The organism is Rhizobium hidalgonense (genome assembly GCF_002914525.1).
Lineage (GTDB): Bacteria > Pseudomonadota > Alphaproteobacteria > Rhizobiales > Rhizobiaceae > Rhizobium > Rhizobium hidalgonense.
The window spans coordinates 96,401-116,775 of sequence record NZ_LODW01000042.1; the positions used below are offsets into that span (position 1 = coordinate 96,401).

A 20,375-nucleotide genomic window follows, 5' to 3' on the forward strand; every position below is an offset into this window, starting at 1 on the left:
AATTCCGGATTCTCATCGGTCAAAGGCCGATGAAATCGAGCGGATGGCGGGATAGCGCGCGCGGCGCATCCGTCGTCGTCAGATAGGTCTGGCCAAGCGTCATCGCCGTGCCGGTGTCGGAATCGGCGATGATCATATGCACGAAAAGCGACATGTTCGGCTCAATCGGCTGCGGATTGCCGACATGGAACATCTGATGCTCCATCCAGGACGGCGAGAAGCGAGCGCCGAGCGAGTAGCCGCAGGCATTCAGCCGGTGGCGGGCGAGGCCGCGTTCGTCCATGATCCTGGCATGCATATCGAAGACGTCGCCGAAGCTGTGGCCGGGCTTCAGCACGGTCTCGATCGCCTCGATGGTTTCGCGGCAGGCATTATAGAGCTCGCGGTGGCGTTGCATCGGCTCGCCAATGATGACCGTGCGCATCATGGCGGCATGATAATGCGCGTAGACGCCGGCCCATTCGAGCGTCAACTGGTCGCTGGCGTCGAGTTTGCGCCGGCCGGCCTTGTAGCGGCAAAGCAGGGCATCGGCGCCGGAGCCGATGATGAACTCGTTGGCGGGATAATCGCCGCCGCCGGAAAAGATCGCACCCTGCATGGCGGCGAGGATATCGGCCTCGTCGGCCCCGGGTTTCGTCAGCCGGATCGCGGCATCCAGCGCGTCGTCAGCGAGAACGGCGGCGCGCTCGACATAGGCAACCTCGGTCGGGCTTTTGACAAGGCGCAGGCGGCTGACGAGATAGGATGCATCGGAGATCTGGCCGAAGGTGGTCAGCTGCGCGTCGAGCAGCCGCGAGATACGGCCGGTCATGCCGTGCGTGTCATATTCGATACCGATCCGGGCACCGAGCAGATCCATCTCGACCAGCAGGTTCTTCAGGTCGAGCGTCGGATCGGCATTGACCCGGTCGACCCAGATATGGATGTCCTCGAGGATCGAAGTGTGCCTTGCCTGGCGAAGATCGGCCGAGCGGGTCAAAAGCGCCATGGTGCCGTCGCTCTTGACGACCAGCGTCTGGAAGAAGCAGTAGCCGAAGGTGTCGTAGCCGGTCAGCCAGTACATGCTTTCTTGAGCGAAGAGCAGCAGGGCGTCGAGCTTTTCTTCCTTCATCTTCTCGGTGAGGCGCGCAAGCCGGCTTGCGAATTCGGCCTTTTCGAAGTGCAGTGCCATTCTGCTCACGTCTCCCTGATTGATATCGCGGAAATCTGGCGGCCGTAGTCCGGCTCCTTGCGATGTGTCGTCCTGCGGTATGAAAAGAAGCGCTCGCTGTCCGGATAGGTGCAGAGGCCGAGGCTTTCGGCCCGCACGCCGGCTTTCGTCAGCCGGTCGACGGTCAGCGCCGGCAGGTCGAACATGGCGTGGCCGGATGTTGCGGAAGGCGCGAAAAAACGCGCATCATCCGGGTTCCCGGCGACGAAACGCTCGACGAACTCAGGACCGACCTCATAGCTTGCCTGGCTGATCGAGGGGCCGAGGCAAGCGATAATGCGCGCGCGGTCGGCCCCCAGCGCTTCCATGGCGGCGATGGTATTTTCGAGCACGCCCGTCAGCGCGCCCTTCCAGCCGGCATGGGCGGCGCCGACGACGCGATTGTCCGGGTCGGCGAACAGGATCGGGCCGCAATCGGCGGCAAGCACGCCAAGCGCGATGCCGGGAGTGCGCGTTACCATCGCATCCGCCTCGGGGCGGGCGCCATCATAATCGGAATCGACGGTCACGACATCAGGGGAATGGACCTGATGCACGGTCGCCAGCCGCTCGACCGGCAGGTCGAACCAGGCGGCGACGCGGCGGCGGTTTTCCAGGACCTTGTCGCGTTCGTCATTGGAGCCGAGGCCGACATTGAGGCCGCGATAGATCCCTTCGGACACGCCGCCGGCGCGGGTGAAATAACCGTGGCGGATAGTGCTGCCTGCCGCTGCGTTCAGCAGCGCGCTTTCGATCGGTGCGGGAGAGGCCGCGTCCTGCATCTGTGCTTCCGGGGTCTTTAAGGGGTTTGTTGTTATCCCAAGCGCATCGCACAGGCGGCGCGCTTCAAGTTCTTGTTCGCTCGCTGGGATGTTGAACCAGCCGCGTGCGCCCTGTCAATCCACCGGGCGAAAGGGCATGAGATCGACGGCGGGATGCGAGACCGCCATGACCTTGAAGAGTTCGCCCATCCGGCCTTCGCCGGCGCCGGCGAGCCTGTCGACCGCGGTCTGGATGACCTGCTGGGTCTGGGGCTCGCGATCCTTGCCGAGGGCCGCGGCACGTTCGAGGATGCCGAGGCCGGTCAGAAAATCACCCTGATGCAGGGCGCCGTTCAGATGGACGCCGGCCGCAAGCGCCGTTTCGGCGAGCTGCTGGAAGTCGACATGGCTCGTCAGATCGGCTTCACCGGGATGGGCGAGCGGCGGATCGAATTCATGCATGCGCACGGCCTGCAGCGTATCGCCGAAGCCGGTGACGAGATGGCCGTAATCGATTGCGAGCGCCGTGCCGCCGAAGGCGCGCAGCCGTTCGCAGATTGCCATCATGACCGCCTGGCGGGCAGGCGAGATTTCGAAGAGCGTGCCGAGCGGCAGGTTCTGCACCGGTTCGGGCAGCAGTGCCGGATCGAGGCCGGCGACGCCGGCGGCGAAGGTCAGCTCGCCATCGGCATCGATGCCGATCATGCGCTCGCGAAAACCGGTCGGCATGCGCACAAACTGGCGGATCGGGATGGCGTCGAACAATTCGTTGGCGGCCATCAGCGTGAAGCCTGGCGGTACTTCGTCGAAGCCGTCGTGCCAGGCGATCTTTTCGCCGTAAGCTTCGAGCGTCTGGCTCTGGACGTCGCGCAGGCGCTCGCTGGTTTCGACGAGATGCACGGTCATGGCGTCCAACAGCGGCGGGGCGATGCGGGAGATGACACGCAGCATATCCGCCATCATGGTGCCGCGGCCGGGGCCGATCTCGACGAGGCGGACGCCTGCGGGCGTGCCGTGACGCTGCCAGGCATGAACGATGAAGACGCCGATCATTTCGCCGAAGATCTGGCTGACCTCGGGCGCGGTTACGAAATCACCCGAATGGCCGAAGGGCTCGCGGGTGCGATAATAGCCGTGTTCGGGATCGGCCAGGCAGAGCGAGAAGTAATCGGTGACGCTGATCGGGCCGTTAGCCTGGATGATCGCCTTGATTTTTTCGCCGAGAGCGGTGGTCATGTCGTGCGTCCTGCCGTTATCAGAGCTGCAGCGCAGCCTGGCGGCGGGCCCTGAGCATCGCCCAGAGGCCGAGCAGGATCATCGGGGAGGAGAGCACCATGCCCATGGTCAGCCAGTTCGTGCCGAGGAGATAACCGAGCTGGGCGTCAGGCTCGCGGAAGAATTCGACGAAGATGCGCGACAGGGCATATCCGCAGACGAAGACGCCCGTGATGAAGCCGGGGCTTTTCAGCGCGCGCATGCCGTAAACCAGCGCGGCCAGCACCAGCAGGAGAACGATGCCTTCGAGGCCGGCTTCGTAGAGCTGGCTCGGGTGGCGGGCAAAGGGGCCGCCTGTGGGGAAGATCACGGCCCAGGGCACGTCGGTCAACCGGCCCCAGAGCTCGCCATTGATGAAATTGGCGATGCGGCCGAAGAAGAGGCCGAAGGGAACGACCGTGGCGACGATGTCGAACAGGCTCCAGATCGGAATGCCGTTGCGGCGGGCAAAGACGATCATGGCAATCGTCGTACCGGTCAGGCCGCCATGGAAGGACATGCCGCCGTTCCAGATCTCGAGCGCACGGATCGGACTGCGCAGGACGGCGGGGAGATCGTAGAAGAAAATATAGCCGAGGCGACCGCCGAGGACGACGCCAAGGGCCGCCCAGACGATGAAATCGTCGATCTGCGTCCTTGTTATTGGCGAGGTGTTACCGGGCCAGAGACTTTCATTGGCGGCGAGGCGACGCGCATAGGCCCAGCCGAGCAGGATGCCGGTGACATAAGCGAGACCGTACCAATGAATCGCCAGCGGACCGATCGAAAAGGCGATCGGATCGATGTCCGGAAAAGGCATGATGGCAAGGAGATTGGCTGCTGTCGGCAAGGTTTTCCCACCTGTTTGGTTGCGCGGAACATGCCGCTGCGATCCCGGACGGTCAAGTCCATTGTTCGTGATGGCTCTTTGCCGGCCGGTTCCGGCAGGCCGATCCCAAGCAAAGCGCTTGCATCGCGGGTGGCGAAGCCCTACCTCAATCCTTGAGGCCCCGAAGGGCTGAATTCACCTCATGCGAAGGGAGAAAAACGCCATGACGACCGGAACGAACCGCATCATGGACGAATTCGCCAAGCTGATGACCGATGCGGCCGGTGCCGCCCAGGGCGTCCGCAAGGAGATCGAGACCGCCTTTAACGCCCAGGCCGAGCGTTGGCTGAACAGCATGGATATCGTCAAGCGCGAGGAGTTCGAGGCTGTGCGCGAAATGGCGATCAAGGCGCGCGATGAGAACGAAGCGCTTGCTGCCCGCATCGCATCGCTCGAGGCGAGGCTTGCCGGCGAGGGGCACTGAATGGCGTCGCGATATGACGCAGATGCGGCATGGCCTTCACCGCACATGCCGCATCTTCCATAAAAAAATCGGGTGAGTTTTCCACCTGTGGACACTGCCAAAAAAGCCAATTCGCAGAGTCGCTTATTCTCCCTTCTGAATTGAATTTCGAAGAGCCTTTCCACAGTGGCCCGGCCTATTTTCCCCTCAGGGGGCTGGCAGGGGGCAAGGGGCATTATACACTGATTTTAAATGATGATTCGAAGCGACTTGGTAAGCTCCGGGCAGGTTATCTGCGTTAAGTCTGGCAGCGGTTCAACGATCATCCGAGTGGTGGTTCCGGTATTTGCGTGTGTCTTTTCTTGTGTTCCTACACCAAGTTAGCCGCATTCGTTCCGGTCAAGAAGGTGCTGCATGAACCTGATGGAATTGGAAGTCGAGCGTCAGTCGAACCCGGTCGACATGATCGAGTACGTTGCCTCCAACAACGACTGGTCGTTCGAACGGTCCGGCGAGGACGAGATCGCGATGACGGTCGAGGGGCGCTGGACGGACTACCACGTCTCCTTCTCCTGGATGGAGGAATTCGAGGCGCTGCACCTTGGCTGCGCCTTCGATATCAAAGTTCCCGACATCAGGGTCAACGAGGTTGTTAAGCTGCTGTCGGCGATCAACGGGCAGGTGCTGATGGGGCATTTCGATCTCTGGCGCCAGGAAGATGTCGTCATCTTCCGCCAGTCGCTGCTGCTGGCCGGCGGTGCGGAGCCTACCAACCGCCAGGTGGAAGTGCTGCTTTCCAGCGCGCTCGATACTTGCGAAGCCTATTTCCAGGCATTTCAGTTCGTCGTCTGGTCCGGCATGGAGGCGACGAAGGCGATGGAAGCCGTGTTGTTCGAAACAGTCGGCGAGGCATAAGATGCCCGCGAACACTTTCTCCGCGACAAATCCCGTCGTCCTGATCGGCGCCGGCAACATGGGCGGGGCAATGCTCTCCGGCTGGCTGAAAAGCGGCGTTCCGGGCTCGGCCGTCATTGTCGTCGATCCCGGCCCGTCGCCGGCAATGCTTGCGACGATTGGTGAGGCCGGCGCGACGCATTTGGTCGCGGTTCCCGCAGATTTGAAGGCAAGCGTCCTGTTTCTCGCGGTCAAGCCGCAGGTGATGGAGACGGTGCTGCCGGCGGTAAAGACCGCCGTCGGGCCGCAAACGGTCGTCGTCTCGGTTGCTGCCGGCAAGACGCTCGGTTTCCTCGAGAAACATCTGGGCAAAGCCGCCATGGTGCGGGCCATGCCGAATACGCCGGCCATGGTCGGGCGTGGCGTCACCGGCGCTTTTGCCAATTCTGGGGTCGGCAAGCAGCAGCGTGAACGCGTGCATTCCCTTCTCAGCGTCTCAGGTCCGGTCGAATGGGTGCCTGCAGAGACCGATATCGATGCGGTGACGGCGCTTTCGGGCAGTGGTCCTGCCTATGTGTTCTATCTCGTCGAATGTATGGCGGAGGCAGGCCGTAAACTCGGCCTGCAGGCGGACCTCGCCATGCGTCTTGCGCGGGAAACAGTCGCGGGGGCTGGTGAACTCTTGCACCAGTCCCCCGACGACGCTTCGCGGCTTCGGCAGAATGTAACCTCTCCCGGCGGCACGACGGCGGCCGCACTCGCCGTGCTGATGGCCGAAAACGGTATGCAGCCTCTCTTCGACGCAGCACTCGCGGCGGCGCGCAAGCGGGCCGAGGAACTGGCCGGCTGACGGAGACGATATGGCCGAAGAGATCACCTACGCCGATTTCGAGCGTGTCGACATCCGCGTCGGCACGATCGTCGAGGCCAGTCCCTTTCCGGAAGCGCGTAAGCCGGCATTCAAGCTGGTGATCGATTTCGGCCCCGAGATCGGCACGAAAAAATCCTCAGCCCAAATCACCGTGCATTATACGCCGGAAAGCTTGATCGGCCGGCAAGTGCTCGGCGTCGTCAATTTCCCGCCGCGCCAGATCGGGCCGTTCCGCTCGGAAGTGCTGACGCTGGGGTTCGAGGACGAGAAGGGCGCGATCGTGCTTGCGGCCGTCGGGCAGCGGGTGCCGAACGGCCGGAAGATGATGTGAGCGTTCGCTCACATCGTTTTATCGGTCGTTTCGGCTGATGCGTCCGCGCCGGGTGCTCCACCGGCCCTGATTTCCTGCAAAAATGGATTGCTGCGCCGTTCATCGCCGATACGGCTGCCGGGGCCGTGGCCGCAGATGAAGCCGACGTTGTCGCCGAGCGGCAGCACCTTGTCGCGGATCGAATCGAGAAGCTGCCGATGATTGCCGCCCGGCAGGTCGGTCCGGCCAATCGAGCCGTTGAAGAGCACGTCGCCGAGATGGGCGAAATTCTGCGCACGGTTGAAATAGATCACGTGGCCGGGGGCATGACCCGGCGCATGATAGACCTCGAATTCGTGGACGCCGAAAGAGATCTTGTCGCCATCCTTCAGCCAGCGGTCTGGCACGACGTTGCGCAATCCCGATATGCCGTATTTTTCGGCCTGGGTCTCGATCCGCTGCAGCAGCGGCAGGTCGTCCTGATGCGGGCCGACCACGTCGACGCCAAGGGCTTCCTTCAGTTCGCTGGCGCCGCCGGCATGGTCGAGATGGCCGTGGGTCAGCCAGATTTCCTTGATGATCAAGCCGTTTTGCGCGATCGCCTGCAGGATGAGCGGCACGTCGCCGCCGGGATCGACGACGACACCTTCCTTGGTCTCGGGATCGAAGAAGATCGTGCAGTTCTGCTGGAAGGGTGTCACCGGAATGATGCCGGCCTGGAGCATGCCCATAGGTGCCTCGCGTGGTGTCTCGGATGCTCAGGGTATAGTCCGAAACGGCGGGAAGGGCAGCTTGAATTTTCCGCTGCGGCGGTGTGTTTCACGGCAAAATGACGGGCTGCAACAAGAGTTTATGCGTCTCTCCCTCCTTGCGATGGAGCAGAAAATTGTAGCTTTACCAAGATTTTTCAATTGCTTGCATGAAGTCGTTCGCGAGCGGCGTTTCCCTGTGGCAAGCCCCAAGGGAACATCGTGGAACGCCATGCGTTGTCCGGCCATCGAAACCAAGGAGACGCTCACATGACCTGGAAAAGAAACATTCTGCTGGCTGGAGCCGTGCTCCTGGCGAGCGGTGGTCTTGCGCAGGCGGAGATGGTGGCGACGACTGTCAATGATCTCAACGTCCGCGCCGGCCCCGGCCCGCAATATCCGGCAGTCGGACTTGCCACGCGTGGCTCGACCGCGGTGTTGGACGGCTGCATCGAAGGCAGCCGCTGGTGCCGTGTCGATGTCAACGGCATGCGCGGCTGGGTCTATGCTGATTACCTGCAGGTTGACCGCGGCGGTAGCCCGGTCATCGTCGAACAGCACCGCGCCGAGATCGGTGTTCCGGTCGTGACCTACGAGTCGACCGCCAGTGTCGTTCCCGTTGACCCGCAGCCGGCCCCGGGCGACGAGTTGCTCGGCCCAGTCGGGGCTGTCGAGACCATCACCCCGCCCGAGACGGTCCGCACCTATATCGAAACCAATCCCGGTCAGACGGTTCAGCTCGGCGGCGATGTCGTCGTCGGCGCAGAGGTGCCCGCCGACGTTACCTTCCAGTCGATCCCGGATTACGAGTACCGCTATACCAGGATCAACGACCGGCCGGTGCTGGTCGATCCCGGCACACGCCGGATCGTCTACGTTTACCAATGATGTAACCGTAAAAACACAATGAGGCGGTCGCTGGCCGCCTCGTTTCCAGCCCGTTGGCCACCTCCCTTGCCTCCCGCATCGGTTGATATTTTCTTAACGCTTTTCTCCTGAATATGATAAAATACTAATATGCTGAAGGTTCGGCATATAACGGCGATCGGGGAGATCGCCAGAGGAGGAAAGTCATGGAAGTGCTACTTCCGCTCGTCATACAATTGATATCGGGTGCCATCGGCGGCAATGTCGCCAGCGCCGCCTTGAAGCAGCATGCGATCAATGTCGTCGCCCGTACGATCGCAGGCGCGATCGGGGGTGTCGCCGGCGGCATGCTGCTCGGCATGGTTGGTGGAGAAGCGGCTATGACCGGCATGATTGCCGACGGCATCGGCGGCCTCATCGGCGGCGGCATTCTCTCGACGCTCGCCGGACTGGTCATGGCACGGGCGCATCGGTAAAGCGCCCGGCTATCCGGCCGGAGCGATTGCGTGAAACGCCATATCCGGCGGTGATTGCCGCCGGATCGCACGCTCGACGACCGTCTGGTGGGTGGTGCCGTTTAGGAAGCAATCCGGGGTCGGCGTTTCTGTGACGTCCTCTCTGGCGAAGAAGACGTTGGCCCTGTCGCTTCGGCGACCTTGCCACGATAATCGAGCATCCCCGCTCCGCATAGCCCATCGCTTCGGCGGCGTGCTGAACCTCCTCAGGCGCTTCAAGCGCCATGCCTGTTGATTGTTATCCCCAATACGTTTTATCCACAGACGCAACGGAATTGTTTTATTGCGTCGGAAGTTCCGGGCGGGCCTCGGTTTCCGAAGACATGCCAGGGAAATGAGAGGTAGGGCGGGTTCCCGCAAAGTTCGGCAAAGCAGTTTCCCGCAATTCGCGGAATGAGAAAGGAAATGCCGCGTGTCACGACAGACCGGCCCGAAAACAGCCAAGCCAGAGCCGCTGGCCACGCCGATGGACGATATCGACATCATCGATTTCGAGATCATCGAGCTGTTCTTCTTCGCCTATCGCGACTTCGTTTCCGATCCCGACGCCATCCTCGAAACAAGCGGTTTCGGGCGGGCGCATCACCGCGTCGTGCATTTCGTCAATCGCAACCCCGGTATGACGGTGGCCGATCTTCTCGATACGCTGAAGATCACCAAGCAGAGCCTTGCAAGGGTGCTGAAACAGCTGATCGATTCAGGCTATATTCGCCAGGTGGCAGGGCCTGAGGACCGGAGGCAGCGCAAGCTTTATCCAACGAAATCGGGACGAGAGCTGGCGCTTGCCCTTGCAGAGCCGCAATCGCGCCGCATTGAGCGGGCATTCGAAGGGGCTTCTGCGGAGGTGCGGGAGGGCGTAAAAGCTTTCCTCAGAGGGATGCGGGACAGACAGAAGGCGGATTGAATGGCGGTCAAGACAGGTATTTCCGACGATGCGGCGCATCTGCTGGTGGTCGACGACGATTCGCGCATCCGCGCGCTGCTCAATCGTTATCTCGCCGAAAACGGCTTCCGCGTTACCGTCGCTGCCGACGGCGCCGAGGCGCAGCGCAAGCTCGCGGGTCTCGATTTCGACCTGATCATCATGGATGTGATGATGCCCGGCGAATCCGGCATCGACGTCACCCGCGGGCTTCGCGCCATCAAGAACGTGCCGATCATCATGCTGACGGCGCTGGCGGAGTCCGGCAACCGCATCGAAGGCCTCGAGGCCGGTGCCGACGACTACCTTTCCAAGCCCTTCGACCCGCGCGAATTGGTGCTGCGCATCAACAACATCCTGCGGCGCAATGCCGGCGGCGAGGGACCGAAGATCGAACAGGTGATGTTCGGCCCCTACACCTTCTCGCTGACTCGCAAGGAGTTGAAGAAAGCCACCGAGGTCATCCGGCTCACCGACCGCGAGCAGGAAATCATGCTGCTCTTTGCACGGCGCGCCGGCGACACGATCCCCCGCCATGAACTGATCGGCAATGACACCGAGGTCGGCGAGCGGACGATCGACGTGCAGATCAACCGGCTGCGGCGTAAGATCGAGGATGATCCGGCCAATCCCGTCTGGCTGCAGACCGTTCGCGGGATCGGATACAGGCTAAGCATCGACTAGATCTGAGGATAGAGGCCAGGACCGGCGCTAATGGTGACGATCGACAGCTTGCGGCGGGAAGACCGCAGTTCTGCGCCGGGCTGGCGCTGGATCGTCCGCTGGCTGCGCCGGCGGCTGCCGACCGGGCTTTACGCGCGCTCGCTGCTGATCATCATCATTCCGATGGTCCTGCTGCAATCCGTCGTCGCCGCCGTCTTCATGGAGCGCCACTGGCAGATGGTGACGGAGCGGCTGTCGCTTGCCGTCACTCGTGACATTGCCGCGATCATCGAGATCATCGAGACCTACCCGCAGAACTCGGATTATAGCGAGATCATCCGCATCGCCCGCGATCAGCTTAGCCTGCAGATCTCGATCGAGCCGGACGGCGACTTGCCGCCGCCGCGCGTCAAGCCGTTCTTCTCGATCCTCGACGGTATCCTCAGCGACGAGATCACCGACGAGATCCACCGGCCCTTCTGGATCGACACGGTCGGCAACTCGAACCTCGTCGAGATCCGCATCAAGCTCGACAACAAGATCCTCAGGGTACTGACCAAGCGCAGCCAGACCTATGCCTCGAACACGCATATCTTCATCGTCTGGATGGTTGGCACCTCGCTGGTGCTGATCGGCATCTCGATCCTCTTCCTGCGTGGACAGATCCGGCCGATTCTGACCTTGGCGCGCGCGGCCGAAAGCTTCGGCAAGGGGCAGAAGCCCGATAATTTCTATCCGCGCGGCGCCGACGAGGTCCGGCGCGCCGGCCTTGCCTTCATCCTGATGCGCGAGCGAATCGAACGGCAAATCGAGCAGCGCACCGCGATGCTCTCCGGCGTCAGCCATGATCTGCGCACCATCCTCACCCGCTTTAAGCTGCAGCTGGCGCTTGCCGGCGACAATCCCGACCTGCACGGACTGAACGACGACGTCAACGATATGCAAACGATGCTCGAGGCCTACATGGCCTTCGCGCGCGGCGAGGTCGAAGAGGATGTCGGAGAGCTGAAGCTCAGCGAGATTTTCGCGAAGCTGGAATCCGATTTCGCTTTGCACGGAAAACGCTTCAACTATTCGATCGAAGGCGACGACGATATATCGGTCAGGCCGAATGCCTTCATGCGTCTCGTCACCAATCTCGCCTCGAATGCCCGCCGTTACGCCGATAGGCTTGATATCGAGGCCAAGCACAATGCCAAATGGCTGACCGTCGTCTTCGACGATGACGGGCCGGGCATTCCCGAAAAGAACCGTGAGGATGTGTTCAAGCCGTTCTTCCGGCTGGATACGGCGCGAAATCTCGATGCGTCGGGCACCGGGCTCGGCCTTGCGATCGCCCGCGATATCGCCCGCAGCCACGGCGGCAACGTCACCCTCGGCGACAGCCCGCTCGGGGGGCTGAGGGCGACGATCCGAATTCCGGCCTAACCGTCCGTTGCCGTCAGCTTCACGGCTTTGCGCATATCGAAATCGTCCAGGCGCTCCACGATCCAGCGCCAGAGCGTGACGACCTGCATGAGGAGGTCGCGCCCAAGCGGCGTCAATTCATATTCGACGCGGGGCGGAATCTCGGGATAAAGCGTGCGGATGAGGAGGCCGTCGCTTTCGAGTGTTCGCAACGTCTGCGTCAGCACTTTCTGACTGATGCCCTCGACCCGCTCCAGCAGCCGTGAGAAGCGTAAGGGCGCGCCGGCATCGGCGAGCGCGTGCAGAATGCGCAGCGGCCACTTTGCTGCCGCCCGCTCGATCAAGGCGCGCGCCCGTGCATCCTGTTCATCGGTCATGTTGCAGCAGAAATCGAAAACGTTGCTGGTCACGTTAGTTACCTCCAGGTGCGTATGGATCTTGCTGGTACCTTCTTTCGATCGGAAACAATAGAACATACATGGGCCGGGAACCAATCAAGGAGAGGTTTCCGATGTCGAAGGTGTGGTTGATTACGGGGAGTTCGCGCGGTCTTGGCCGAGCGCTGGCGGAGGCGGTGCTCGCCTCAGGCGACAATCTGGTGGCGACGGCGCGCGATCCCGCCCAGCTTGCCGATCTTTCCGAACGCTATGGCGGCCAGGTGCTGACGCTGGCGCTCGACGTGACGGACGCGGCGGCGGCGGCTGCAGCCGTCGAGGCGGGCGTCAAGAGATTCGGCCGCATCGACGTGCTCGTCAACAATGCCGGCTACGGCAATGTCGGCTCGATCGAGGACACCAGCCTTGCCGATTTCCGCGCCCAGATCGAAACCAACCTGTTCGGCACGATCATCATGAGCAAAGCGGTGATCGCCCTGATGCGCGAGCAGGGGATGGGGCATATCATCCAGTTCTCCTCGGTCGGCGGGCGCATCGGACCCGCCGGACGCGGCGCCTATTCGGCGGCAAAGTTCGCTGTCGAGGGTTTTTCCGAGGTGCTGGCGAAGGAAGTGGCGCCCTTCGGCATCAAGGTGACGGTGATCGAGCCCGGCGGATTCAGGACGGATTTCGCCGGCGCCTCGACCGTGCTTACCGAGGGGCGGGCGGAATATGCCGCGACGGTCGGCGCAACGGTGCGCTTCCAGCGTGAATATGACGGCCGCCAGCCCGGCGATCCCGCCAAAGCGGCTGCTGTCGTCATCCATATTGCCGGTCTCGACCAACCGCCGCTCCGGCTTCTGCTCGGCAGCGACGCGGTGCGCAATGTCGAGAAGGCGGATGCTGCGCGCATCGAGGCAGATCGGGAATGGCGCGCCGTCAGCGTCTCGACAGATTTCGACCCGGATGCCGAGGCGGGACTGATGAGTTGGGACAAAAAGGCCGGTTGATGCGGCAGAAAACAAAAGCGCCGCTGAGGAGCGGCGCTTCGTATCAGGGTTTCGTCGAGCGATCAGCCGGCGGTGCAGAAATGACTACGGCCGTCATTGCCGATATAGGTGCCGCTACGCGGATCGAAGGAGCGGTAGCGGTAGGAGCAGTAACGCTGCCATTGCGGCGACCAGGGCTCGACTGACGCGCGGACCGGCGCATAGTAGCGCGGCTGCTCGACATATTCGGGCTGCTCGACATAGACGCGGCGCGGGGCGCGATAGACCGGAGCGGGCTCGTAATAATCCGGCTCGTAGGCCGGGTCGATGTAGCGACGTTCTTCGTAAGCAGGACCGTTATTGGCGTTGGCGATTGCCGAGCCGACGATCAAGCCGGTGGCGAGACCGACAGCGCCGCCGACGAGGGCGTCGTTGTTGTTATGATGGCGCCAGTGGCGGTCGCCGGCCGAGGCCTCGCTGATGACAGAGAGAGTAAGCGCAGCAGCCGTTGCCGTCAGCAGAAGAGTTTTGGCGAGCCTGTTCATAGCCATCAAGTCCTAATCCCGGAAACCGAACGCCGGCTCCTTCTCGATGGTGTTAGTCCTAAGGAGTTATAGCTGAACGAAGGCTGAACGACAAAACCCGGCATTGCTGCCGGGCTTCAACTCGAATTCGACAGCCTTGTTAAGGGCTCAGCCCGCAATCTGCAGATTGACGGCCTTGGGACCCTTGCCGCGGCGATCCGGCTCCGTGTCGAAGCTTACCTTCTGGTTTTCCGTCAAGCCGGCCAGCCCAGAGGCCTGTACGGCAGAAATGTGAACGAAGATATCGGCGCCGCCCCGGTCAGGCTTGATGAAGCCGAAGCCCTTGTCGGTATTGAAGAATTTTACAGTCCCAGTCTCTGCCATGCGTCAGGTCCTTTTCTCTCTGCCCGCCATCCACACGGGCAGCATGATAGCATTGCCTCCTTGCGGGAGGCGTTGGCAGGCAATTCTTGAAATGTGAGAAAAAGGTCCCCTCTACCTCGGCCTGTTCCAGACAGGACTTTTGCCCGCCATTTTCGGAACCGGCTGACCGGGATATTAGCGTTCCCGGCGCGCAAATACTTAAGGACTTCCCATGCTCGCAAATGCCCGAACGCGCCGAGATTGCTGCGTTAAACGAATTTTGGCAAGTAAAAGTTTTTTGCCGTGTCGTTCGAGGCACACCTGCTCGGATATCCAATTTGCGCAAAAACGCAAAATTTCCGTCGCCGATGGGGAATGATTAACGTTTTATATCGTCTGCAATATAATTTTCGAGCAGATTTTCCCAAAAGTGCAACGTGAACGCGTCTCTTCGAATTCGACAAATTTTTTCTGGAGAGGCCATTCACCCATATTTGGACGCGTGTTCAGGCCGCTGGCAGGGGGCGCCGGACGAGTCCGGGCACGAGTTCGACCACAAGCATAGCGATAAACATGAGCGCGCAACCTGCATAACCGCTCGCCGGCATTGTCTCGCCGAGCAGCAGAGCGGCAAGCGAGGCGCCGAAAAGCGCTTCGGAGGAGAGGAAGATCGCGGCCTGCGAGGGCGTTGTGTACCGTTGGGCGATCACCTGCAGCACGAAGGCGAGGCCGGAGGAGAAGATACCGACATAGAGGATCTCAGGTCCTGCGGCCCATATCGCCGATAGGGTGATCGGTTCAAAGGCTGCGGCAATCGCGAGCGCGCAGACCGCGGTGACGGCGAATTGCGTGGCCGAGAGTGCGAGTGGCCTTCCGGTCGCAGAAACGGTTGTGCCGGCAAGGGTGATCTGGATTGCCCAGAAGACGGCGCAGGCGACAGTCAGAAGATCGCCTGATGTGAGGGCCGAGAGATGACCGCCGGAGAGGAGATAGATGCCGGCGACAGCCATCACGCGCCCGGCCAGATGATCCAATGCGGGGCACGGCGCAGGAAGAACACCGCGATCAGCGGAACGAAGACGACATAGAGGCCGGTGATGAAGCTGGAATTCGTTACCGTCGTCGTCTGCAGCCCGACCTGCTGCGTGGCTGCGCCGCTGAAAAGGGCAAGGCCGGTGAGGATATAGAGTTTCGCATGGCGGGCGCCTGTCTTCGCCTTGGCTTTGCGCGCTTCAAGAACGACGAAAGGCAGCACGGCCAATGTGGCTACGACAAAACGTAGCGCGATGAACCAGAAGGGCCCGATCGCCTTCATCGCCGTCGATTGCGCAACGAAGCCGCCGCCCCAGATGGCGGCTGCGAGCAATAGCAGGAGGTTCGCCTGAGCGCGCGTCATGTCGTCCTCGATGGGAAGGGGTGGCACAAGCGGTTAGCAGTTGTCTTTTCTCTAGGCAAGGCTCAAGACTTCATAGCTGACGATGGAGGTGCGGGCATGCAACGCGAAGAAGGCCGGCCGGCCGGCGACATGGTGGCGGCATCCGGGACGGCTGGCTATTCAGGCACGCCGCTGGCCACGAAGCTCGGCCTTATGCGCGGGCAGACGGCTGCGCTTCTCGGCGTTCCCGAAGCGATCGGTGCCATCCATGACTTCGGTGGTTTTGCCTCGGTTGCGCTTGCGCTTCCCGAAACGCCTCGGCGGGCGTTCGACTATATGCATCTGTTTGTGACTGAACGACAGGCGCTGGAGACTATCGCACCTACGCTCCTGCGTGTTCTCAAGCCGGACGGCATGCTCTGGATCTCCTGGCCGAAGAAGAGTTCGCGGGTGCCGACCGATGTGACCGAGGATGTATTGCGAGAGGTCCTCCTTCCCACCGGGCTTGTCGACGTCAAGGTCTGCGCCGTCGACGAAATCTGGTCCGGACTAAAATTCGTCATCCGCAAGGAGCTACGCGGCGCGTTGTGATCTTTCAGCCGTTATTGGCCTCGGCGCGCGAAACCCTGAGCAGCGCGCCGTCATCCTCATCCGTCACCATCAGCAGCGCACCATCGGGCGCGACGATGACATCGCGGATTCGGCCGTATTCGCCCTCGAACAAGCGCTCTTCGGCAACGAAAGCCCCGCTCTCGTCACGCTGCATGCGCGAGAGCAACTGGAATTTCAGCGCCGCGACGAGGAAATCCCCGTCCCATTCCGGGAACATGGCGCCGCGATAGACGGCGAGCGCACCGGGGGCGATCGACGGATCCCAGTAATGCAGCGGCTGTTCGAGCCCTTTCTTGGCGGTGCCTTCTCCGATCTCGGCGCCCGAATAATCACGGCCGTAGGTGATGATCGGCCAGCCGTAATTCTTGCCGGCCTCGGGCTGGTTGATCTCGTCGCCGCCGCGCGCGCCGTGTTCGACGGTATAGAGCTTGCCGTCCTTGGTATCGAAGGTGATACCCTGCGGGTTGCGGTGGCCTTTCGAGAAGATTTCCGGCAGCGCCTTGCCGCCGTCCTTGAACGGATTGTCGGCCGGGATGCTGCCATCGGCATTGATGTGGATGATCGAGCCGGCATCGTCCCGCCAGTCCTGCGAGCGGTCGCGGTCGCCGCGGTCGCCGACGCTGATGAACAGCGAACCATCACGGGCAATGGCAATGCGCGAGCCGTACTGGATGTTGCCAGCGGTGAAGCGCCGCATGGTGAAAACAGGCGTGACGGCATCGAGAGCCTTCTCGTCGGCGGAAAGTGTGGCGCTGAAGGCCTCGGTGCCGGAGCCCTGTCCATTGGCGACGGCAGCGGTGAAATAGAGCTTTCTCGACGTCGCAAAGTCCGGAGCGAGCGCCACGTCCATCAGGCCGCCCTGGCCACGGGCGCTGACCTTGGGCACGCCGCCGATCGGTTCAGAGACCTTGCCGTCGCGGACGATCCGCATGCGGCCCGGCCGCTCGGAGACGAGATAGGCGCCATCGGGCAACACCTCGACTGCCCAGGGGTGTTCGAGGCCATCGGCGAGTTTTTCGACACGGACGGTTGGACCCTGCGTATTGACGGTATCGGCTGCGCCAGCCGGGCCGGCACCCGCCAGGATCAGCGCTGTGGCGAAATGGATGGCGGATATTCTCTTCATCGTTGCTCCCGTCGTCTCTCATGCGGAACGTGGAGCGGGCAGGGGATGGGTTCAAGCCTCATTCGGCCTGGAATAACGGCTTTGTGTTTGCCGGTTGAACGGAACCGGTCGCATCATCGTCGACCAGTTCCGCCTCAAGAATATAGCGCAACGGCCCGCGTTCGGTCGCGTCGAAGGGCCAGCAGGTGGTCAGCGCGAGGTGACGGCCATCGGAGGCGGGATCGATGCCGCTGGCATCCCACGGGGCGATACGGCCTTCGCCGGCCTTGAAAGTCAATAGCTTGCCGTCACGGCGGGTGACCTCGATCGTATCGCCCGGCTTTACATATTGCAGCCAGCGGAAATGCGTGTCGCGATGAGCGGCGATCACCGAGGTGCCTTCCTCGCCCGGCTGCGGCGTATTGGCGAGCCAGGCCGGACCGAAGGCGAGAGCTTCGCCGGAGGCGCCGGCGAGCACGATCGCCTCCTTGCCGAGGCGCGGTGCGCGCACTTTGGCCTCCGTGGTGAAATCCGCCCAGGGCCAGGGTTTTGTCTCCTGGCCCTTGAGTTCCGCGGCGAAGGCGCGCTTCAGCAGGATCTGGGAGAGCTCGGCCTTCGCCTTCAGCAGGAAGCCGTCGCCGATCAGCGCCAAGCTGTAAAGGGCAAGACCGGCGATGGCGACGGCGATCGCTTTTTCGATCGAGGAAAGACGCCAGAGAAAGAAACCCTTCCTCTGGCGCACCTTGGGCCTGTCGTGGGCCGTGGCGGCGGCCATGGCGAGTTCCAGATAGGTCGGAAGCGGCTCGAATTCGGCCGCTTCCTCGTTCCGGCTTGCTGAGAGCCTAGAGACCATTTGGCTTGGCTCCGACCGCAATCATGCGCTTGATGCGCCGGCGCCAGACGGCCAGCCCGCTTGCCGCCGTCAGCGCCAGGAGCAGCATGGTAAGCCCGCGGATGATCTGCTCATCGGCGCGCGTCGCCGTTTGCGGCAGGTTCACGGTCGAGCTCTTCTGCGCGATCAGGGTGGCGGCCTTGGCGGTCGGGGCTGCGGCCATCATGTTTGCGATCTCAGGAGATGCAGCGAGATCCTGCGTTTCGGCCGCGGCTTGCTGCGGTCCGGCGCTTCCTGCAGGGGTAGCTGCGCCATGACGTTCTCCGCCGCCAGGAGGAACAACGTTTTCGCCGAAGACCTTATCGAAATCCCAACCCTCAGGCAGGTTGAGCGGCAGCTTCGCCGAGTCCAGCGGCTCGCCTGCCGGCCGCGACGGAGTGACGTCCACGGCGACCAGGCTGGTGAGGCGGGAGACGAGATGGTGGGCGAGCGCCACCGTCTCGATATCCTTGTCGAGCCCGGCCGGATCCTGGCGCTCATAGGCGCGGGCTTCGAAATCATCGATCTTGCGCCGCGCCCAGAGCTTGGAGATGCCGCTGCCGTCGGCGGCATTGGCGATATTCATTTCGACCCGCCAGGGCTGGTCGCCCGTCTTGCCGATGATTTCAAGCTTGCCGGCGGGCTTATCCTCAGGCAGTTCCGCGGTCAGAACGACAGGCTCGCCGCTATAAAGGTCCGGCATCGGGTTCGGCGTGATATCCTCGGCAGCAATGCCTTCGAAATTTGCGGCAATATCGGTCATGGCCGGGTTCTGCAGCTTGGCAAAAAGCTCGCCCATACGGCTTGCCACCTGATCGGTGGAGCCGATCTGAGTGAAGGTACCACGGCCGATTTCGGCGGCCTTGGTCATGAAATAGGTGTTCGGGGCCGAGCCGATGCCGACGGTGAAGACGCGGGCATCGCCGCGGTTTGCGGTGATTTCCTGGAACAGCTGCTGTTCGTTGCCGATCGCACCATCGGTCAGGAACACGATCTGCCGCAGTGCGCCGCTGGCGACCGACCCCTGATTGCGCAGCGCGTCCTCGAGCGCGGGCAGCATCTCCGTACCGCCGTCGGCGGTCAGGCCCCTGACATAGGCAATCGCCTTTTCGCGGTTGTCTGGGGTGGCAGGGACGAGACCCTTGAAATAGTCGGTCATCGTGTCGTCGAAACGGATGACGTTGAAGCGGTCGTCGGGATTCAGCCTCGAAATGGCGAGCGCCAGGCTCTGCCTTGCCTGCTCGATCGACGGGCCGGACATCGAGCCGGAATTGTCGATGACGAAGACCACTTCACGTTTTGCCAGGGGCGCTGCCGCATCCGGCGCCGTGGGCGGGGTGACGAAGGCGAGCAGATAGGTCTTGCCGTCCTTCACTTCGCGGAAGAGGCCAGCGCTCGGCAGCTTGCCGGGCGCGGGCTTCCAGGTGAGCTCGAAATCCTTGTCGGCGGGAACGGCTTCGCCCTTCAGGCTGATCGTTCTTGCCTGGTTGCCGTCTTGGCGGATATCGACCTCGTGGAAGGAGGATTTGACATCGCCGAGCAGGAAGCCGGCCTTGAGGTCGACGGTCAGGGAGACCGGATTGATCTTCGCGTTCTCGCGCGGATCGAGCACCGGGGCTTCGATCTTGTCGCGGTTTTCCACCGGGTCGCGCGGCGTGGCGAAACCGGCGCCATTGTTGAACTCGACGGTCTGGACGATCGGCGCCGGATTGTAGCGCGGGGCGACCACCATCGGGAAGCGCAGCGAGAACTCGCCACCAGACTGGTGGACGGTCTGCTGATATTCGACCTGCACGACGATCTCTTCGCCGGGGCCGATATTGGCGACCTGGTTGGTGAAGATGTTCGGCCGCTGCTGTTCGAGCAGCGCCGTCTTCTTGCCCTCGGCCTTGGCCTGTTCGTAAATTTCGCGGGCTTCCTGGCGCGGCTTGATCTGGCCTTCGATGAAGCGTTCGCCGATCTGCATCTTCAGCACATCGACGGCGGAATTGTCCGGCAGCGGGAAGACATAGGTACCCTCGACCCAGCCCTGGCTCGGGTTTCGGAAGCGCTGCGTCACCTTCACTCTGGCGATCGGGCCGGAAACATCGATTGCAACGTCGGTCTTCAGCCGCGGCGCTTCGACATAGAAGCCCGGCTCCTTCGACGGAAAGAGCAGCGAGCCGCTGTTGACGTCGTTCGGCCGGACGAGGGCCGCGAGCTGGCCGGAGGCCTGTCGCGCCTCGGCGCGGGCGCTGGAGGCAAGCCCCAGCATCGCCGTGACACAGGCGACAAAGGCGGTGATGGCGACAAGAAATGAAATGGAAATCCGGCGGGCGCGTATGCGCCCTATGGCATATTCGTCTTCCAGAAACATTGGCATACCCTCAATAACCAATTTTGGATAACGCAATGATGCGGCTTCGATCTCGGCGCGCTCGCGACCGAATTGCGGCGCGGCCCGGCATTTGTTGCGGCTTATTCGTGGC

The 20,375-nt window shown here is 62.2% G+C and carries 24 protein-coding genes and 1 pseudogene; 13 read left to right on the forward strand and 12 right to left on the reverse strand.

Translation table 11 applies throughout. The features are described 5' to 3' along the window. Positions 1-19: 19 nt before the first annotated feature. The 4 genes from ATY29_RS05115 to lgt form a co-directional block, all read right to left on the reverse strand. The gene (locus tag ATY29_RS05115; protein WP_003565491.1) at positions 20-1,171 is read right to left on the reverse strand and encodes a M24 family metallopeptidase; all 1,152 of its coding nucleotides are present in this window, start codon (positions 1,169-1,171) and stop codon (positions 20-22) included. Between the two features lie 5 nt (positions 1,172-1,176). Then, positions 1,177-1,971 carry a peptidoglycan editing factor PgeF gene (pgeF, locus tag ATY29_RS05120; RefSeq protein ID WP_097535420.1) on the reverse strand — a complete coding sequence of 265 codons (795 nt, stop codon included), beginning with the start codon at positions 1,969-1,971 and terminating at the stop codon, positions 1,177-1,179. 114 nt (positions 1,972-2,085) lie between these two features. Continuing rightward, positions 2,086-3,186, reverse strand: coding sequence for a class I SAM-dependent methyltransferase (locus ATY29_RS05125; protein ID WP_003565487.1), 1,101 nt, complete (start codon positions 3,184-3,186; stop codon positions 2,086-2,088). A 19-nt stretch (positions 3,187-3,205) separates the two neighbouring features. Continuing rightward, the gene (lgt, locus tag ATY29_RS05130; protein ID WP_003565485.1) at positions 3,206-4,054 is read right to left on the reverse strand and encodes a prolipoprotein diacylglyceryl transferase; all 849 of its coding nucleotides are present in this window, start codon (positions 4,052-4,054) and stop codon (positions 3,206-3,208) included. Between the two features lie 202 nt (positions 4,055-4,256). On the opposite strand from lgt, the gene ATY29_RS05135 reads away from it, so the two are divergent. The 5 genes from ATY29_RS05135 (at position 4,257) to ATY29_RS05150 (ending at position 6,592) form a co-directional block, all read left to right on the forward strand. Next, complete coding sequence (locus ATY29_RS05135) at positions 4,257-4,517, forward strand: accessory factor UbiK family protein (RefSeq protein ID WP_003565483.1); 261 nt, start codon at positions 4,257-4,259, stop codon at positions 4,515-4,517. A 29-nt stretch (positions 4,518-4,546) separates the two neighbouring features. After that, a complete protein-coding gene (locus ATY29_RS36330; RefSeq protein WP_128399460.1) occupies positions 4,547-4,798 on the forward strand; it encodes a hypothetical protein in 252 nt (83 codons plus the stop codon). Between the two features lie 112 nt (positions 4,799-4,910). After that, positions 4,911-5,411, forward strand: a complete 501-nt coding sequence (locus ATY29_RS05140) for a type III secretion system chaperone family protein (protein ID WP_003541709.1) — start codon at positions 4,911-4,913, stop codon at positions 5,409-5,411. A 1-nt stretch (position 5,412) separates the two neighbouring features. After that, entirely contained in the window at positions 5,413-6,240 is an 828-nt protein-coding gene (gene proC, locus ATY29_RS05145) for a pyrroline-5-carboxylate reductase (protein WP_003565481.1), read from the forward strand. A gap of 10 nt (positions 6,241-6,250) precedes the next feature. Continuing rightward, positions 6,251-6,592: a tRNA-binding protein gene (locus ATY29_RS05150; RefSeq protein ID WP_003565479.1), complete on the forward strand. Its 342-nt coding sequence runs from the start codon at positions 6,251-6,253 to the stop codon at positions 6,590-6,592. Between the two features lie 8 nt (positions 6,593-6,600). Here ATY29_RS05150 and ATY29_RS05155 read toward each other — a convergent pair whose 3' ends face one another. Further along, the gene (locus tag ATY29_RS05155) at positions 6,601-7,302 is read right to left on the reverse strand and encodes an MBL fold metallo-hydrolase (protein ID WP_003565477.1); all 702 of its coding nucleotides are present in this window, start codon (positions 7,300-7,302) and stop codon (positions 6,601-6,603) included. Positions 7,303-7,363: 61 nt separating this feature from the next. Here ATY29_RS05155 and ATY29_RS36335 point away from each other — a divergent pair, with 61 nt between their 5' ends. The 6 genes from ATY29_RS36335 (at position 7,364) to ATY29_RS05185 (ending at position 11,715) form a co-directional block, all read left to right on the forward strand. Beyond that, a complete protein-coding gene (locus ATY29_RS36335; RefSeq protein ID WP_133118180.1) occupies positions 7,364-7,594 on the forward strand; it encodes a hypothetical protein in 231 nt (76 codons plus the stop codon). Next, positions 7,591-8,208 carry a DUF1236 domain-containing protein gene (locus ATY29_RS05160; RefSeq protein WP_003565475.1) on the forward strand — a complete coding sequence of 206 codons (618 nt, stop codon included), beginning with the start codon at positions 7,591-7,593 and terminating at the stop codon, positions 8,206-8,208. The genes ATY29_RS36335 and ATY29_RS05160 overlap by 4 nt, the downstream gene beginning before the upstream one ends. A gap of 185 nt (positions 8,209-8,393) precedes the next feature. Continuing rightward, positions 8,394-8,663 carry a hypothetical protein gene (locus ATY29_RS05165; protein ID WP_097535422.1) on the forward strand — a complete coding sequence of 90 codons (270 nt, stop codon included), beginning with the start codon at positions 8,394-8,396 and terminating at the stop codon, positions 8,661-8,663. A 451-nt stretch (positions 8,664-9,114) separates the two neighbouring features. Next, positions 9,115-9,606 carry a MarR family winged helix-turn-helix transcriptional regulator gene (locus ATY29_RS05175; protein ID WP_097535424.1) on the forward strand — a complete coding sequence of 164 codons (492 nt, stop codon included), beginning with the start codon at positions 9,115-9,117 and terminating at the stop codon, positions 9,604-9,606. Continuing rightward, positions 9,607-10,308 carry a response regulator gene (locus tag ATY29_RS05180; RefSeq protein WP_003565469.1) on the forward strand — a complete coding sequence of 234 codons (702 nt, stop codon included), beginning with the start codon at positions 9,607-9,609 and terminating at the stop codon, positions 10,306-10,308. 30 nt (positions 10,309-10,338) lie between these two features. Next, positions 10,339-11,715 carry an ATP-binding protein gene (locus tag ATY29_RS05185; protein WP_003565467.1) on the forward strand — a complete coding sequence of 459 codons (1,377 nt, stop codon included), beginning with the start codon at positions 10,339-10,341 and terminating at the stop codon, positions 11,713-11,715. Here the strand turns inward: ATY29_RS05185 and ATY29_RS05190 are convergent. Next, positions 11,712-12,170 (reverse strand): winged helix-turn-helix transcriptional regulator, encoded by a 459-nt coding sequence (locus ATY29_RS05190; protein ID WP_025416729.1) that lies wholly within the window; start codon positions 12,168-12,170, stop codon positions 11,712-11,714. The two genes, ATY29_RS05185 and ATY29_RS05190, sit on opposite strands and share 4 nt — an antisense overlap. Positions 12,171-12,205: 35 nt before the next feature. Between ATY29_RS05190 and ATY29_RS05195 the strand changes: the two genes are divergently transcribed. Then, entirely contained in the window at positions 12,206-13,078 is an 873-nt protein-coding gene (locus ATY29_RS05195) for an oxidoreductase (protein ID WP_003565464.1), read from the forward strand. A gap of 62 nt (positions 13,079-13,140) precedes the next feature. Here ATY29_RS05195 and ATY29_RS05200 read toward each other — a convergent pair whose 3' ends face one another. The 3 genes and pseudogenes from ATY29_RS05200 to ATY29_RS05210 form a co-directional block, all read right to left on the reverse strand. Continuing rightward, on the reverse strand, positions 13,141-13,602 hold the full coding sequence (locus tag ATY29_RS05200) for a BA14K family protein (protein WP_003565463.1): 462 nt from the start codon (positions 13,600-13,602) through the stop codon (positions 13,141-13,143). 147 nt (positions 13,603-13,749) lie between these two features. Beyond that, positions 13,750-13,965, reverse strand: a complete 216-nt coding sequence (locus ATY29_RS05205) for a cold-shock protein (RefSeq protein ID WP_003561293.1) — start codon at positions 13,963-13,965, stop codon at positions 13,750-13,752. Positions 13,966-14,450: 485 nt separating this feature from the next. Beyond that, a pseudogene (locus tag ATY29_RS05210) lies at positions 14,451-15,340 on the reverse strand (DMT family transporter). Between the two features lie 96 nt (positions 15,341-15,436). Here ATY29_RS05210 and ATY29_RS05215 point away from each other — a divergent pair. Next, positions 15,437-15,910, forward strand: a complete 474-nt coding sequence (locus ATY29_RS05215) for a DUF3052 domain-containing protein (RefSeq protein ID WP_097535426.1) — start codon at positions 15,437-15,439, stop codon at positions 15,908-15,910. Positions 15,911-15,914: 4 nt separating this feature from the next. On the opposite strand, the gene ATY29_RS05220 is transcribed toward ATY29_RS05215, so the two are convergent. The 3 genes from ATY29_RS05220 to ATY29_RS05230 are packed head-to-tail and all read right to left on the reverse strand — an operon-like array spanning position 15,915 to position 20,269. Continuing rightward, a complete protein-coding gene (locus ATY29_RS05220) occupies positions 15,915-17,057 on the reverse strand; it encodes a PQQ-dependent sugar dehydrogenase (RefSeq protein ID WP_025416725.1) in 1,143 nt (380 codons plus the stop codon). Between the two features lie 58 nt (positions 17,058-17,115). After that, entirely contained in the window at positions 17,116-17,889 is a 774-nt protein-coding gene (locus tag ATY29_RS05225) for a class GN sortase (protein WP_097535428.1), read from the reverse strand. Then, positions 17,879-20,269 carry a marine proteobacterial sortase target protein gene (locus ATY29_RS05230; protein ID WP_510766817.1) on the reverse strand — a complete coding sequence of 797 codons (2,391 nt, stop codon included), beginning with the start codon at positions 20,267-20,269 and terminating at the stop codon, positions 17,879-17,881. The genes ATY29_RS05225 and ATY29_RS05230 overlap by 11 nt, the downstream gene beginning before the upstream one ends. Positions 20,270-20,375 lie beyond the last annotated feature (106 nt).

Bases quoted from the DNA above. Each gene is read 5' to 3' on its own strand.
- ATY29_RS05180 (WP_003565469.1), top strand. From the start codon at position 9,607: ATGGCGGTCAAGACAGGTATTTCCGACGATGCGGCGCATCTGCTGGTG.
- ATY29_RS05190 (WP_025416729.1), bottom strand. From the start codon at position 12,170: ATGTTCTATTGTTTCCGATCGAAAGAAGGTACCAGCAAGATCCATACG.
- ATY29_RS05195 (WP_003565464.1), top strand. From the start codon at position 12,206: ATGTCGAAGGTGTGGTTGATTACGGGGAGTTCGCGCGGTCTTGGCCGA.
- ATY29_RS05125 (WP_003565487.1), bottom strand. From the start codon at position 3,186: ATGACCACCGCTCTCGGCGAAAAAATCAAGGCGATCATCCAGGCTAAC.
- ATY29_RS05150 (WP_003565479.1), top strand. From the start codon at position 6,251: ATGGCCGAAGAGATCACCTACGCCGATTTCGAGCGTGTCGACATCCGC.
- ATY29_RS05165 (WP_097535422.1), top strand. From the start codon at position 8,394: ATGGAAGTGCTACTTCCGCTCGTCATACAATTGATATCGGGTGCCATC.
- ATY29_RS05115 (WP_003565491.1), bottom strand. From the start codon at position 1,171: ATGGCACTGCACTTCGAAAAGGCCGAATTCGCAAGCCGGCTTGCGCGC.
- proC (WP_003565481.1), top strand. From the start codon at position 5,413: ATGCCCGCGAACACTTTCTCCGCGACAAATCCCGTCGTCCTGATCGGC.
- ATY29_RS05135 (WP_003565483.1), top strand. From the start codon at position 4,257: ATGACGACCGGAACGAACCGCATCATGGACGAATTCGCCAAGCTGATG.
- ATY29_RS05230 (WP_510766817.1), bottom strand. From the start codon at position 20,269: ATGCCAATGTTTCTGGAAGACGAATATGCCATAGGGCGCATACGCGCC.
- ATY29_RS05220 (WP_025416725.1), bottom strand. From the start codon at position 17,057: ATGAAGAGAATATCCGCCATCCATTTCGCCACAGCGCTGATCCTGGCG.
- ATY29_RS36330 (WP_128399460.1), top strand. From the start codon at position 4,547: ATGGCCTTCACCGCACATGCCGCATCTTCCATAAAAAAATCGGGTGAG.
- ATY29_RS05155 (WP_003565477.1), bottom strand. From the start codon at position 7,302: ATGGGCATGCTCCAGGCCGGCATCATTCCGGTGACACCCTTCCAGCAG.
- ATY29_RS05205 (WP_003561293.1), bottom strand. From the start codon at position 13,965: ATGGCAGAGACTGGGACTGTAAAATTCTTCAATACCGACAAGGGCTTC.
- pgeF (WP_097535420.1), bottom strand. From the start codon at position 1,971: ATGCAGGACGCGGCCTCTCCCGCACCGATCGAAAGCGCGCTGCTGAAC.
- ATY29_RS05140 (WP_003541709.1), top strand. From the start codon at position 4,911: ATGAACCTGATGGAATTGGAAGTCGAGCGTCAGTCGAACCCGGTCGAC.
- ATY29_RS05185 (WP_003565467.1), top strand. From the start codon at position 10,339: ATGGTGACGATCGACAGCTTGCGGCGGGAAGACCGCAGTTCTGCGCCG.
- ATY29_RS05215 (WP_097535426.1), top strand. From the start codon at position 15,437: ATGCAACGCGAAGAAGGCCGGCCGGCCGGCGACATGGTGGCGGCATCC.
- ATY29_RS05225 (WP_097535428.1), bottom strand. From the start codon at position 17,889: ATGGTCTCTAGGCTCTCAGCAAGCCGGAACGAGGAAGCGGCCGAATTC.
- ATY29_RS05160 (WP_003565475.1), top strand. From the start codon at position 7,591: ATGACCTGGAAAAGAAACATTCTGCTGGCTGGAGCCGTGCTCCTGGCG.
- ATY29_RS05200 (WP_003565463.1), bottom strand. From the start codon at position 13,602: ATGAACAGGCTCGCCAAAACTCTTCTGCTGACGGCAACGGCTGCTGCG.